This is a genomic window from Claveliimonas bilis (assembly GCF_030296775.1).
GTDB classification, from domain to species: Bacteria; Bacillota; Clostridia; order Lachnospirales; family Lachnospiraceae; genus Claveliimonas; species Claveliimonas bilis.
The window spans coordinates 2,323,670-2,337,687 of sequence record NZ_AP027742.1; the positions used below are offsets into that span (position 1 = coordinate 2,323,670).

Genomic DNA, 14,018 nt, shown 5'->3' on the forward strand with positions numbered 1-14,018 from the left:
CTCTTCAGAACAAAAATTCACTCATTACATAATTGCTGATGTCAATCCCCCGCTCTGTCAGCCTCCAGTTGTCACCTGCCTGTTCCATGAGTCCTTCCTCTTTCATCTTCTGCAGGATCAGGCCGTAAACTTCCTGCATTTCTTTCTGGAAAACATTCCGGAAATCTGTTTCGGACACTCCTTCCATTTTACGAAGTCCCAGAAACATAAATTCTTCCATTTCCTCTTTTTCTGTCAATATTTCCGGCTCCTCCCCTTCCCTCCACCTTTTATTTCCGATCAAAGAGGAGGCTCCTGTGCCTATGCCAAGGTACTGTGTCCTGTTCCAGTATCCCAGATTATGTCTGCATGCAAATCCGCTCCTGGCATAGTTGGATATTTCATAACGGATATATCCGTATTCCTCCAAAACCTCCTTCGTCCTTACATACATTTCCCTTTCTTCCTCCTCTGCAGGAAGTTCCTCGGCATGTTTTCCTTCTCCGTATCGCTCATAAAAAGGCGTTCCCTCTTCGATGATAAGACTGTATGCTGATATATGTTCCGGAGGCGGCACAAGCTCTGCCACTGTCCGCAGAGTTTTTTCGTAGCTTTCCGGAGTCTGGAACGGAATGGCTGACATTAAGTCCACATTAATATTGGAAAATCCGCAGTCTCTTGCCATCTGATAGCTATGAACAAACATTTCATAGGTATGGATCCTTCCGAGGCATTTCAGCTCCTGATCGTTGGCTGACTGAAGACCGATACTGAGCCGGTTAATGCCCGCTTCCCTGTATGCCTTTAACTTTTCTTCCGAGACAGTTCCCGGATTCATTTCCACTGTAATCTCCGCCATATCATCCACCCGGAACGTTTCTCTTATGTCTCTGAAAATATATCCCATCTGCTCTCCTGTAAGAAGAGAAGGAGTACCTCCTCCCACAAATATACTGCTCACATGCCAGTCTTTTGCAAATTCTTTGCAGGATCGTATCCTGCTGCAGAGGCTTTCCACGTATCTTTCCCGTTCCTCTTCATCTGCCGGAGCCGACAAAAAATCACAGTACCTGCATTTGCTGACACAGAATGGTATATGAATATATAATTCCAGTTCTTTCGCCATATTTTTATTTCTCTCCTCTCCATTTCCTTCAAAAGAATCTAATAGCTTTTCAAAAGGATATGGTGATTCTAATTAAGGACGGGGATTAAAAAATCCCCGCCCTCCATTAACGGTCGTCCAGCTTCAGCACACTCATAAAAGCCTTCTGTGGTATTTCTACATTTCCCACCTGGCGCATCCGCTTCTTTCCTTCTTTCTGTTTTTCCAGCAGCTTTCTCTTTCGGCTGATGTCACCGCCGTAACATTTTGCAAGCACATCTTTCCTCATGGCTTTCACTGTTTCTCTTGCAATAATCTTGCTTCCGATCGCTGCCTGGATCGGAATCTCGAAGAGCTGCCTTGGTATCTCTTCCTTCAGCTTCTCGCACATCTTTCTGCCCCGCTCATAAGCTGTTCCTGCATGTACGATAAAGGAAAGGGCATCTACTTCTTCCTTATTGATCAGAATATCCAGTTTCACCAGTTCTGACTGCTGGTATCCCATCATCTCGTAATCAAAGGACGCATATCCCCGTGAACGGGATTTAAGCGCATCAAAGAAATCATAAATGATTTCATTCAGCGGCAGGTGATAGTGGAGTACTGCTCTTGTCTCTTCCATATACTCCATCCCCTGATAGATTCCTCTTCTCTCCTGGCAAAGTTCCATGATGGAACCGATATATTCGGATGTTACCATGATCTCCGCCTTTACCATAGGTTCTTCCATGTAGTCAATTTCCGACAGATCCGGAAGATTGGAAGGGTTTGTCAGCTCTATCACTTCTCCGTTTGTTTTATGCACCTTGTAAACAACTCCCGGCGCTGTTGTCACCAGATCCAGATTGTATTCTCTTTCCAGTCTTTCCTGTACGATCTCCAAATGCAGAAGTCCTAAAAATCCGCACCGGAATCCAAACCCAAGAGCCACCGACGTCTCCGGTTCAAACTGCAAAGCTGCATCATTTAACTGGAGCTTTTCCAGAGCATCCCTAAGATCCGGATATTTCGCCCCGTCTGCCGGATACATACCACAGTAAACCATAGGATTTACCTTTTTATACCCCGGAAGCGGTTCACTGCAGGGGTGATCTGCATTGGTAACTGTATCACCTACCCTGGTATCTTTCACATTCTTCAGGCTGGCTGTAAAATAACCTACCATTCCTGCTGCCAGCTCATCGCACGGAATAAACTGCCCTGCTCCGAAATATCCCACCTCAACAACTTCCGCCTCTGCTTTGGTTGCCATCATGCGGATCGTTGTTCCTTTCCGGATGGTTCCTTCCTTAATTCTGCAAAAAACAATAACTCCCCTGTAGGAATCATAGACTGAATCAAAGATAAGGGCCTGCAAAGGTGCGGACGGATCCCCTTTTGGCGCCGGAATCTTCTGTACGATCTGTTCCAGCACTTCGTCCACATTAAGGCCTGTCTTTGCAGAGATCAGCGGAGCATCCTCCGCTTCAATACCGATGACATCTTCAATTTCTTCTATTACTCTCTCCGGCTCCGCACTTGGAAGATCCACCTTGTTGATAACCGGCATCACATCCAGATCATGGTCCAATGCAAGATACACATTTGCCAGAGTCTGGGCCTCTACTCCCTGTGCTGCGTCCACCACAAGAATTGCACCGTCACAGGCTGCCAGACTGCGGGATACCTCATAGTTAAAATCCACATGTCCCGGTGTATCGATCAGATTAAAAATGTATTCTTCTCCGTCCTTTGCCTTGTATACCGTACGGACCGCCTGGGCCTTGATCGTAATTCCACGCTCTCTTTCCAGCTCCATGTTGTCCAGAACCTGAGACTGCATCTCACGGCTTGTCAGAAGTCCGGTCATCTCGATAATACGGTCGGCAAGTGTAGATTTTCCGTGATCAATGTGTGCAATAATACAAAAATTACGTATTTTGCTCTGCTCAATTCCTTCCACTTCTATCGTTCCTTCCATTACAAATTCTTTTTTCAAATTCATCTGATTTTATAAATGTTCCATCTCATATGCGGGCTGATTCTCCCGCACAGGCTATCATATCACGATACCGCCTCTTTTGGCAATCCTCTTTCCTAATCGCTTTCCTAATCCTTCATACTGTACTTGACAATAAAAAGCTCCACACACATCGTATCTGCCAGACGGCCTGTCTTGACTGCTTCCTCCATTTCAGCGGCATCCTCCATGATTCCTCTTAAATCTCTTCCGGAAAAGCTTTTACACTGGCTCATATATTTTCCCGCCACATAGGGGTGAAGTCCGGTTACTTCTGCAACTTTAGGTCTTGCATAGCCCCGTGATACCAAAAGCTTAACCTCCATAAGAAGACGGAACTGCCGGGTCAAAAGTGCCAGGATTTTCATAGGAGGTATCTTTAAGGCCAGCAGATCATAATAATAATCCAGCGCTTTCTTTTGCTGTTTCATAGCGACCGCCTCTACCATATCAAAAATATGGTCTGTGATCTGTGTCGTGCAGACTGCGTCCACATCTTCCACAGTAATTTCTTCCTTAAAAGCAGTATAAGAAAACAGCTTCTCCAGCTCTTTTTCCAGATTCTCCATATCTGTTCCCACCTTAGAGAGCAGATGTCTTGCTGTGGATTCCTGGATTTTCTTCTTCTCCCTTTTCACTGCGCCTGCGATCCAAAGAAGAAGTGTTTTCTCATCCTGGTATCCCAGTTCTGTAATACGTCCTTTTTCTTTGACCGTCTTGTACATTTTTCCCCGCTTGTCCACCTCTTCTTCTATAAAAAGAAAAAAGGCAGTATCCGGAGCTGTCTTGAGATAGTCGGCCAGCTCCGGAGAAGCATTTTTAAAAAATCCTGAATTTTCAATGACGATCAGTCTCCTGTCTGAAAAGAAGGGCATAGTCTCCGCCAGGTCGATGATTTCCGGGATGGAAATTCCTTTCCCTTCATAATAGGAATAGTTCATGGTATCCCCTTCCGGTATGATCGCCCGGGTCAGTCTTTTTTTGTACTGCTTTTTCAGATAAGCTTCCTCTCCGTAGAGAAGGTACATGTTTTTCAATTGTCCTGTCTTAATATCTTCATTTAAACTTTTCATACCCACAATTATAATGGATTTTCCTGTTTCTGGCTAGACTCATTCTTGCAGGAAACTTTGTATTTCCATCTTCCTCCCATCTGTACAGATAGTGACAGCTCCGTTTTTGATCGTGGTATATATGCTGCATCCCCGATCTTCCAGACGCTCAACCGTATCCGGATGGGGATGGCCGTAACGGTTGTTTTCTCCGGCAGAAATCAGCGCATAGTCCGGAGAGACTTCCTCAAGAAATTCTGCAGAAGTTGAATTTTTAGAACCGTGATGGGACACTTTCAGCACATCATATGACTTCCCGGTCCGCTCTTCCAGAATCTTTTCCCCCTCTCCTTCCACATCTCCTGTCAGCAGAAGGTCAAATTTTCCCAGACTGACATCTAAAACGAGGGAAGCCTCATTTCCCTTTTCAAACTTATCTTTCCCTTCCGGCTGTATGCAGGTAATCCTCCACTCCCCGGAAATGATTCCCTGCCCTCTTTCCACCGTACGAATCTTCACTTCATATTGCTCAGCCAATGCAGCAAGTGCCTCCAATTTTTCATCCCACATCTCCCTTGCGGGAAAAATGAGGCAGGAAATCTCCACCCCTCTGCCCTGTCTGGACAACATTTCTTCTATTCCATTCATATGATCACTGTCCCCGTGAGTGACAAATACGTAGTCCAACTGACCCACGCCCTGAGACTTTAGGAAGGGCTCGATTCTATATTTTCCAATCTGTTTCTCCGTACTGCTTCCGGCATCTACAAGCACCGTGGTTCCTTTTGCGCCTCTCATAAAAATGCTGTCCCCCTGCCCCACATCCAGCACAGTAATGTAAGTCTTCCCATATACGGATACCTGTCCTGCCAGCATAAGAGTTCCGCATGCCGTAAAAACACAAAGCAGACTTCCCCACTTTCTTCTTCCCACATGTTTGAAAAAAATCCACAGAGCCACCGCAACAGTTCCATAGTAAAAAATGACAGTTTCTAATTCCGGCCGGCCCACAGCAATCTCACTGGCAGGAATCCTCATCACTGCCCTGCAGGAGATTTCATAGAGATCCAGTATCCTTTTACAGATCCAGATCAAAACACCGCCACCTTGAGGAAACACCCAATAGAGAAGACTGCCGCCTGCTCCCAGCACAAGAAGCAGCGACATAAGGGGAATGACCAGAAGATTCAAAAAAACCGAATAAAGTGGGTAGGAAAAGAAATGATATAAGGTAATTGGCAGCAGAACTGCCTGCACACCCAGGCTGGCCATCAGTGAGCTTTTCCATTTCCCCGCAAGTCTTCCGCTTTCCCTCCTGCTGTTTTTCCCCTTCTCTCTTTCTTTTTCCGCCTTCCGCTGTACCTGCCCTGCAATCCAGATGCCCAGAATTGCACCGAAAGACATCTGGAATCCTCCGTCATAATAAGAGAGCGGCTGCCACAGCACAACAATAACAGCGGCCGCCAAAAGGGAGGTCAGCATGTCATATGCCCGTCCGCTCATATCAGCCCCCACCCGTATCAAAAACATAACCAGCGCCCGAAGCGCCGACACTGTCAGACCGATCATCATAACATAAAGAAGCAGAAACATCATTCCTGCCACACCGCCTGCCAAATAGGAGCCGGTCTGTTTTCTTAAAAACTGATATACTCCCGTCCCGATAAAAGAAAGATGAAGCCCCGATATGGCAAGAATATGTGCAATCCCGTTGACCTGATAGAGTTCCTTTATTTCCGCATCCATCCCGGCCTTATCTCCGATGATCATGGCCGCTAAGATTCCTCCATCTTCTTCACCCGCAGCTTCATAAAGCGACGCTTTCCATTTGTCGCGGAATTGCTCCAGTTTATCTTGAAGAAAAGAAACCTTTTGGTCTGTCACGCGGACCTCCTTTCCCCAGATGGCTGCATGGATATTTTGTTTCTGATAATAGAATTTCTGATCAAAACCCCCGGGATTTCTGGCTTCATCAAAGAAAAACAGATTGCCTGACGCCTGCACCTTATTTCCTGTTTTGATTGCTGTTTTCTGTGGATCATATAAGAGTATTTTTGATTCCTGCAATGAATTGTTTTTGAATGGTCGATTATAGATAATAGAATTGCTTTTCAGATATAAGATCTGGTAGTCTTCTCTTGCTTCCTTCCGGTATACTTCCCCTTCCAGATGTACTGTACTGTCAGGCGGAATATATTTCTCTGTCTGGGAGGGCTGAAGTTCCTCCAGGAAATATTCTCCTGCAAAATGAACCGCCCCAAATCCCAAACAGAAAAGGAAAAGACATATTGTAAATAATATTCTTTTTTTCAAAATTATTTTGTTTCCTCCACAATTTCCATGTTTCTGGAAAAAGGTTTACTCAAATCAATGGAATTTCCAAAAAGAACATCTGATTCCCCGTTAATGGAAATCTGTACCTCTCGCACACTTTCACTCTCCGTAAGAGAATTGACAAGAGAGTAGATAACTGTTTCCGGTTCTGCATTATTATAACCCTGTACAAGAAATCCTTCATCAAAATTCACATAACATATTCCGGCTTTTACGGAAATCCCCAGAAGAACCGCATCCGGTGGAAGAGTCTGCAGACAGCTGTCATCTTTAGGGCCTTTCAGCAGCTGTTCCACGATCAGCTTTTCTAAAGATGTATTGCTGTTGTAACGCACGTTTACCGTCTGTTCTGCCAGAGCATTTCCCTCTATATTGGAAAAATAGAGCTTCAGCTCCGCCTTCTGATAAGAATGGAGCGCTGAACCGATATTCTGTACAAAATCATCTTCCGTCATATAGCCTGCGCTGGTACCATCCTCGTTCTTGACCGGCTCCTCTCCGATAAAAAATCCCACACGGTCAATTCCCTCTATCTGAACCAATGTCTGCACAATTGCCGCCTGCATCAGCACTTCGTCCTTCTTTTTCATATTCCTGTAGGCTTCATTAAAGGACAGATCCGCATAACCTTTTTCTATCCTTTCTACTGCTGCCTCCACCCCTTCGGGAACCGCACTTTTATAAATATCACTTGCAGGCGATGAAAGGAGCTCCATAGCCTCCTCTGCCTGTTCTTTTGCACTGCCTTCAGTCAAGGAAGAATCCCACGCTGTACGGACAAGTGAAGTCCCCTTTTCATTAATATAGTACACATAAGGGCCTTTTTCTGCTTCTTTTCCGCTATCTGCCGAACAGCCGGTGCACAAAAGTATACATATGAAAATCCACAGGACACTTTTATGTTTCTTTTTCACATCCATCCCTCCTAGGCAATATAATTCAGCGGAATCCTTACAGTAAATGTTGTTCCTTCTCCAAGCTGGCTGTATACCTTGATCGCTCCGCGGTGCATAACTACTGCATTACGGGCAATCGCAAGACCCAGTCCGGTTCCTCCGATTTCTCTGGAATGAGATTTGTCCACCCGGTAAAATCTCTCAAAGATATGCTCTTTGGACTCTTCCGGTATTCCGATTCCGGAATCTGCCACTTCAATATAAAAAAACTTATGATCTGCATTCAGAGACACGTGTACCCATCCGCCGTCTATATTATATTTTACTGCATTTTCTACGAGATTTGTTATAGCAAGAGAAAGCTTTACTCCGTCAACTTCTGCGTTTACCGGACGAAAGCTTTCAAACACTACTTCAATATTTCTGGCAGCGGCAATCGGCTGAAGTCTCTTCAGTATCTTTTCTAAAAGATCATTGATGTTTTCCTGCTTCACTTGCAGAGAAGCTGCTGTTTTGTCCATTTTTACAAGTGAGAGAAGATCGTTGATGATCTTGTCCTCTCTTTCAATCTCTTCTGAAAGATCCTGCATAAATTCCTGGTACAGCTCCACCGGCACATTTTCCTGGGCAAGCAGTGAATCCGCCAGAACCTTCATAGAAGTAATCGGTGTTTTCAACTCGTGAGAAACATTCGCCACAAACTCCTGCCTGGAATCGTCTAGGATTTTCAGGCGTCCCAGCATTTTGTTAAAAGCTTCTGATATCAGCCTTGTCTCTGTGTAAGTATTTTCATGGAGATAATTGTCATCGTATCCCTCATTCACCGCCTCAATGGAAGATGTAATTCTGGCAAAAGGCCGCACCATTACCGCCCCCAGAATAATCGCAAGCACCGCCACAGTCAGAATGATGATCCCTTCCGCGATCCATGCTTTTGCATCCAGCACTTCAATGCTGTCAAGGATAGGTGTGGTGGATACACTGACAAGCATAACCCCTGTTACGCTCTCCTTATCCGCTGCAAAAATAGGTGATGTTACTTCTATATATCCGCTTTTGGCATCGTAAATCTTTGTCCCCTCGCCCTCAAAACATTGGATCACATCTTCTGATACGATTGTCTTTTCTTCATCCAGATCATAGGTATCTTCCACAATCTGAAACTGACTGTCTATCAGCATGACCCTTCCGTTATATATGCTGGACAGCTGCTCCAGCTCAGGCAGCATTGCTTCCGCCGCTTTCTTTCCAGGATAACCCATAGCGGCAAGCTGATCGCACAGAATGGTACACTGATTTTGTATCTGGGCGGTCTGGACATCTACCGCCCTGTCTTCATAACTTTTCAGGATAATGGATTTCAGAATCAGGCAGGGAAGAATCCCTACCAGCATGAGTAAAAAGATAATACGAAATCTGAGACTTTTAAAAAAATGATTTCTTATATACAGCCTAACCCCTGAAATAGTAACCAACTCCCCACTTTGTATAGACATATTTCGGATCGCTTGGATGGGTCTCTATCTTCTCCCTGAGACGCCGGATATGTACATCTACCGTTCGGACATCTCCCGGATACTCATAGCCCCACACAATATTGAGCAGACTTTCTCTGCTGTACACTTTTCCCGGATTTGTTGCCAGAAGTTCCAGAAGATCAAATTCCTTTGCCGTCAGGTTGATCTCCTTTTCGCCGATTACAACTCTCCGGCTTTCACAGTCTATTTTCATTTCGCCTTTGACGAAGATCTTTTTATCTTCTGTCTCTTCGGTTTTCTTGCCTGTGCGGCGCATGATGGCCTTGATCCTGGCTTTGACTTCCAGAATATTAAAAGGCTTTGTAATATAGTCATCTGCTCCATATTCCAGGCCCAGGATCTTATCCATATCATCGCCCTTTGCAGTCAGCATGATAATGGGCACATCCGAATATTCCCGGATCTGTGTACACACCTCAAATCCGTCTTTTTTTGGGAGCATTACATCCAGAAGGATGATATCGTATGTATTTTCCGCCGCCAACTTCAGAGCCTCTTCTCCGTCATAGGCACAGTCCACTTTCATTCCATCCTGCTCCAGACTGAAACGTATCCCCTTAACAATCAGTTTTTCATCATCTACCACTAATACTTTTTTGCTCATTCTGTTTTGATCTGCTCCTTAATCTTTTCATAGATGCCTTCTTTGATCCCCTGGACATTCATAATATCCTCCGGGGAATGAAAGCTTCCATTTTCCTCACGGTAAGTCAGAATTGCCTCCGCCCGCGTCTCTCCTATTCCCGTCAGCGTCATCAGCTCTTCCTTATCCGCTGTATTTAAATTTACTCTCTCATCATTCATGCCGCCGCTGCTTCCTTCGTCCGGAGTTTCAGCCGGCATAGCGGCCGCCTCTTCTTTTGACGGTATATAAATACGCTGTCCGTCCGACGCTTTTTCCGCCAGATTGACGCTCTCCGCCGCTCCCTGTTCCAAAATCCCTCCGGCGCTTTCGACTGCCTCATAGATTCTGGACTCTTCCGGCAGTTCATAGACTCCTGGCGAAGCCACCTGTCCGCAGACATACACCCAGATCTTTCCCTCATCTGTTCTGCCTGTCTGCTCTTTGCCTGCTCCTTCCCGCTGCTCTTGACTCTCCCCGTCTTCCTGCTCCTCACCGGAGCCTTTTTCCTCCTGCAGCGCTTCCTCCTCCAGGGTAACTTCCTCCCCGGTAATCTCATCGCTTTGGCAGCCGCTTAGCACAAACGTCATCATTGTCAAAATTATAAGAACCATTCCTGGTTTTCTACGCATAAAATCCTCCTTTACAGTTAAAAAACCGTAAACACCCCTCTTTATGCCTAGACACCGTTATTGTACTATTTCCATTGGAAAATTGCAACTCCAATCAAAGACAACGCAAGTCCTCCCAGTTTTCTCCATTCCAGCGGTTCTTTTTCAACGCCAAACATGCCGAACAATTCTATCACATAAGCTACCGTAAGCTGTGCGATGACAATGAGAAGCGCCGCTTTTGCCGGTCCCAGCTGCTCCATGCTTTTAATAACTGTCCAGGTAATTCCTGCTCCGATCACGCCTCCCAACAGCATATATTTGGGTTCCACACGGGCAATGGCCCCGATACTGTCACGTCCCATAAAAAACCACACTGCCAGGCAGACCAAAAAGGCGCTGAACTGTACCCAGCCATTGCTGACATACATCCCTGTTGTCTTTGTCACCTGTGTATTGAATACTCCCTGCACGCTCATCAATGCACCGGACAAAAGCGCAATGAAAAAACCAGCCATAAGAAATACCTTCCTTCTTTCATAATTAAGGAATAGTATCTCCTACAGCCGGCTGTTTTATAACGCCTTTTTCAGCTTTTCAATCATTTCATCCACATAATCTTCCGTGATGATAAGCGGCGGTACAATGCGGAGGACATTCCCTCCTGCTGAAATGACAAGCAGTCCTTCCTCCTGCGCCTTTGCGATCACTTCTCCTACCGGAACGTTCATTGCAAGCCCCTGCATCAGACCTTTTCCGCGCCGTTCTTTTACAGCATCGCTCTTGGCTGCAAGTGCATCCAGCTTCTTTTCCAGGTACGCCGACACCTTTTTGACGTGTTCCAGGATATGTTCCTCCTCATAAATGTCAAGAACTTTGGAAACTGCCGCACATACAAAAGGATTTCCTCCATAGGTTGTTCCATGATCTCCGGGTGCCAAAGACTTCTCTGCCACCTTTTCTGTCATGGCAAATGCCCCTACCGGGACGCCTCCTCCGATAGCCTTTGCCATTGCCATAATATCCGGCTTCACACCGTAATCCTGCCAGGCAAACATAGTTCCTGTCCGTCCCATGCCGCACTGGATCTCATCCAGGATGAGAAGCGCTCCTCTCTCATCACAAAGCTCTCGCACTCCCCGGAAAAATTCCGGATCTATAGGATAAATGCCGCCCTCTCCCTGAAGGGTTTCCATGATGACCGCACAGGTCTTATCAGAAAACTGTTCCTTTACGCTTTCCAGATCGTTATAACGGGCAAATTTCACACCTCCGATCAGCGGTTCAAATGGTGTCCTGTAGCTTTCTGTGGCTGTCACAGAAAGCGCTCCCATACTTCTTCCGTGGAAAGAATGTTCCATAGCAATGATCTCAAATTTTCCGGAACCTTCTGTGTAAGCATACTTTCTTGCCGCCTTCAGTGCTCCTTCGATAGCCTCTGTGCCGCTGTTGGTAAAAAAGATCCGGTCCATCTGTGCTGCTTTGGCAAGCTTGGCCGCCGCATCCGCTGCCGGACGGCTGTAGTAGAGATTAGACGTATGCAGCAAAAGATCTATCTGTGATTTCAATGCTTCTGTATAGCCTTTATGTCCATATCCCAGGCTGCACACGGCAATTCCGGCTGCAAAATCAAGGTATTTCTTTCCCTCTGTATCATACAGATACACGCCTTCTCCCTTTTCCAGCACAATAGGATACCGATTGTAAGTGTGGAGAAGCGCATGATCCGCCTCATCCATCCATTTATTCTTCATGGCAAAATCTACTCCCTTCATCATCCAAAATCGCAGTTCCAATTCCCTTATTTGTAAAGATTTCCAAAAGCAGGCAGTGGGGTATTCTTCCATCCAGGATATGCACTCTGGACACTCCGTTCTCAATAGCGTCAATACAGTTGTTCAGTTTTGGAAGCATACCGCCTCCAATATATCCGTCCTCCATCAGACCTCTTGCCTCTGTGACTGTCAGCTCGGATATAAGGGTTTCCGGATCCTTGGGATCTTTGTAAACGCCTTCGATATCTGTAAGAAACGCCAGTTTTTCTGCATGCATTGCCCTTGCAATAGCACAGGCTGCATCGTCAGCATTGATATTGTAAGTGTAAAATTTTTCATCCAATCCAACCGGACACACAATAGGAAGAAAATCTTTTTCCAGAAGATCCCACAAAATATCTGCATTTACTTCCGTTACTTCTCCTACAAAACCAATGTCTTCGCCGCCGGACAGTTTCTTCTTTACCTTCAGAAGCCTTCCGTCCTTTCCGCTGATTCCGATTGCTCTTACTCCCAGGCCTTCCACCAGCTGTACCAGCTCTTTATTTACTTTGGAAAGAACCATCTCTGCCAATTCCATGGTGGCCTCGTCTGTCACACGCAGCCCGTTAACAAACTGCGGCTCCATTCCTACTTTTCCGCCCCAGCGGCTGATCTCCTTCCCTCCGCCATGTACAATAATAGGCTTAAATCCTACCAGTTTAAGCAGCGTCACATCCTGAATGACATGTTCTTTCAACTCCTCATCCACCATGGCGCTTCCGCCGTACTTTACAACAATGACTTTCCGGTTAAACCGCTGGATATAGGGGAGGGCTTCAATCAGAACCTCCGCCTTGTCCAGATATTTCTGCATACTATTATCCATTTTTTCTAACTCCTGTAATCTGCATTAATCTCAATGTAACCATGGGTGAGATCACAGCCCCAGGCAGACGCCGTCATTTCTCCCATCTTAACGTCAGCTCTGGCCGTCACCTCCGGCTGCGACAAAATTTTGGTCGCCTCTTCTTCACTGTAATCTACAGCAGTTCCGTTTTCAATGATCTGAATAGTTCCGGCGCTGCTCTCAAAGAAAAGGTCCACTTTTTCCGGATCAAACTGCGCGCCGGAATATCCCATGGCGCACAGGATCCTTCCCCAGTTTGCGTCGTGTCCGGCAATGGCTGTCTTCGTAAGGTTAGAGCATACAATGGCTTTTGCCAGGATTTTTGCCTGCTCTTTTGTCTCCGCTCCCACGATTTTCGCCTCAAAAAGCGCGGTAGCTCCTTCTCCGTCGCCGGCAATTTTCTTGGCCAGATATTCATTGATCACATGAAGCGCTTCTTTGAATTTATCATAATCTTCTGTTCCGTATTGGATCTCTTCATTTTCCGCCAGCCCGTTTGCGAGGAGAAGAACCGTATCGTTTGTGGATGTATCGCCGTCTACGGAAATCATATTGTAGGTATCCGGCACATCTTCACTAAGAGCACTCTGGAGCGCTTCCCTGGAGATAACTGCATCTGTCGTGATAAATGCAAGCATGGTACACATGTTGGGATGGATCATTCCGGAACCCTTCGCCATACCTCCGATAGTAACGGTTTTTCCGCCGGCTTCAATAGTTACAGCCAGCTCTTTTTCAGCTGTATCTGTGGTCATGATGGCCTTTGCAGCAGCGGTTCCGCTCTCCAGTGAATCCTGCTTTTTCTCCCCCAGGGCTTCGATTCCTTTTTTCAGTTTCTCGATAGGCATCTGTCTGCCGATCACACCGGTGGAGCCGATGAGGACGCCATCCGCATCCACACCGAGGACTTCTGCCGCTTTCTGTGCGGTCTCCTGGCAGTAGCCGTACCCTTCTTCTCCGGTACATGCATTGGCAATACCGGAATTTACAATAACCGCCTGTGACTTCTTTCCGCCTTTTACTACCTTCTGATCCCATTTTACCGGCGCTGCTTTTACCACATTAGTCGTAAATGTACCGGCGCACACACACGGTACCTGGCTGTACACCAGCGCCATATCCGTACGATCCTTGTACTTTAATCCTGCAGCTGTACATGCTGCTTCAAATCCCTTTGCTGCGGTCACTCCGCCTTTGATAATCTCCATTTCCACACAC

General features: G+C 46.2%; 12 protein-coding genes. All 12 read right to left on the reverse strand.

Annotation, left to right across the window (positions count from 1 at the left end):
• Positions 1-4: 4 nt before the first annotated feature.
• Positions 5-1,105 carry a radical SAM family heme chaperone HemW gene (hemW, locus tag R2J37_RS11295; RefSeq protein WP_256195423.1) on the reverse strand — a complete coding sequence of 367 codons (1,101 nt, stop codon included), beginning with the start codon at positions 1,103-1,105 and terminating at the stop codon, positions 5-7.
• A gap of 106 nt (positions 1,106-1,211) precedes the next feature.
• Positions 1,212-3,026 (reverse strand): translation elongation factor 4, encoded by a 1,815-nt coding sequence (gene lepA / locus R2J37_RS11300; protein ID WP_316267036.1) that lies wholly within the window; start codon positions 3,024-3,026, stop codon positions 1,212-1,214.
• A 146-nt stretch (positions 3,027-3,172) separates the two neighbouring features.
• Positions 3,173-4,156, reverse strand: coding sequence for a DNA polymerase III subunit delta (gene holA / locus R2J37_RS11305; RefSeq protein ID WP_230107600.1), 984 nt, complete (start codon positions 4,154-4,156; stop codon positions 3,173-3,175).
• A 39-nt stretch (positions 4,157-4,195) separates the two neighbouring features.
• Complete coding sequence (locus R2J37_RS11310) at positions 4,196-6,448, reverse strand: DNA internalization-related competence protein ComEC/Rec2 (RefSeq protein ID WP_316265058.1); 2,253 nt, start codon at positions 6,446-6,448, stop codon at positions 4,196-4,198.
• A gap of 2 nt (positions 6,449-6,450) precedes the next feature.
• Complete coding sequence (locus R2J37_RS11315; protein WP_316265059.1) at positions 6,451-7,383, reverse strand: GerMN domain-containing protein; 933 nt, start codon at positions 7,381-7,383, stop codon at positions 6,451-6,453.
• 11 nt (positions 7,384-7,394) lie between these two features.
• Positions 7,395-8,861 carry a sensor histidine kinase gene (locus tag R2J37_RS11320; protein ID WP_316265060.1) on the reverse strand — a complete coding sequence of 489 codons (1,467 nt, stop codon included), beginning with the start codon at positions 8,859-8,861 and terminating at the stop codon, positions 7,395-7,397.
• The gene (locus R2J37_RS11325; RefSeq protein ID WP_230105581.1) at positions 8,818-9,507 is read right to left on the reverse strand and encodes a response regulator transcription factor; all 690 of its coding nucleotides are present in this window, start codon (positions 9,505-9,507) and stop codon (positions 8,818-8,820) included. The genes R2J37_RS11320 and R2J37_RS11325 overlap by 44 nt, the downstream gene beginning before the upstream one ends.
• Positions 9,504-10,157: a helix-hairpin-helix domain-containing protein gene (locus tag R2J37_RS11330; RefSeq protein ID WP_316265062.1), complete on the reverse strand. Its 654-nt coding sequence runs from the start codon at positions 10,155-10,157 to the stop codon at positions 9,504-9,506. Before R2J37_RS11330 ends, R2J37_RS11325 begins: the two co-directional genes overlap by 4 nt.
• A gap of 65 nt (positions 10,158-10,222) precedes the next feature.
• Complete coding sequence (locus R2J37_RS11335) at positions 10,223-10,654, reverse strand: DMT family transporter (protein WP_230105579.1); 432 nt, start codon at positions 10,652-10,654, stop codon at positions 10,223-10,225.
• Positions 10,655-10,711: 57 nt separating this feature from the next.
• Positions 10,712-11,890 (reverse strand): aspartate aminotransferase family protein, encoded by a 1,179-nt coding sequence (locus tag R2J37_RS11340; RefSeq protein ID WP_316265065.1) that lies wholly within the window; start codon positions 11,888-11,890, stop codon positions 10,712-10,714.
• Positions 11,880-12,779 carry an acetylglutamate kinase gene (argB, locus tag R2J37_RS11345; RefSeq protein WP_316265067.1) on the reverse strand — a complete coding sequence of 300 codons (900 nt, stop codon included), beginning with the start codon at positions 12,777-12,779 and terminating at the stop codon, positions 11,880-11,882. Before argB ends, R2J37_RS11340 begins: the two co-directional genes overlap by 11 nt.
• Before the next feature lie 5 nt (positions 12,780-12,784).
• Positions 12,785-14,008, reverse strand: a complete 1,224-nt coding sequence (gene argJ / locus R2J37_RS11350) for a bifunctional glutamate N-acetyltransferase/amino-acid acetyltransferase ArgJ (protein WP_316265068.1) — start codon at positions 14,006-14,008, stop codon at positions 12,785-12,787.
• Between the last annotated feature and the right edge of the window lie 10 nt (positions 14,009-14,018).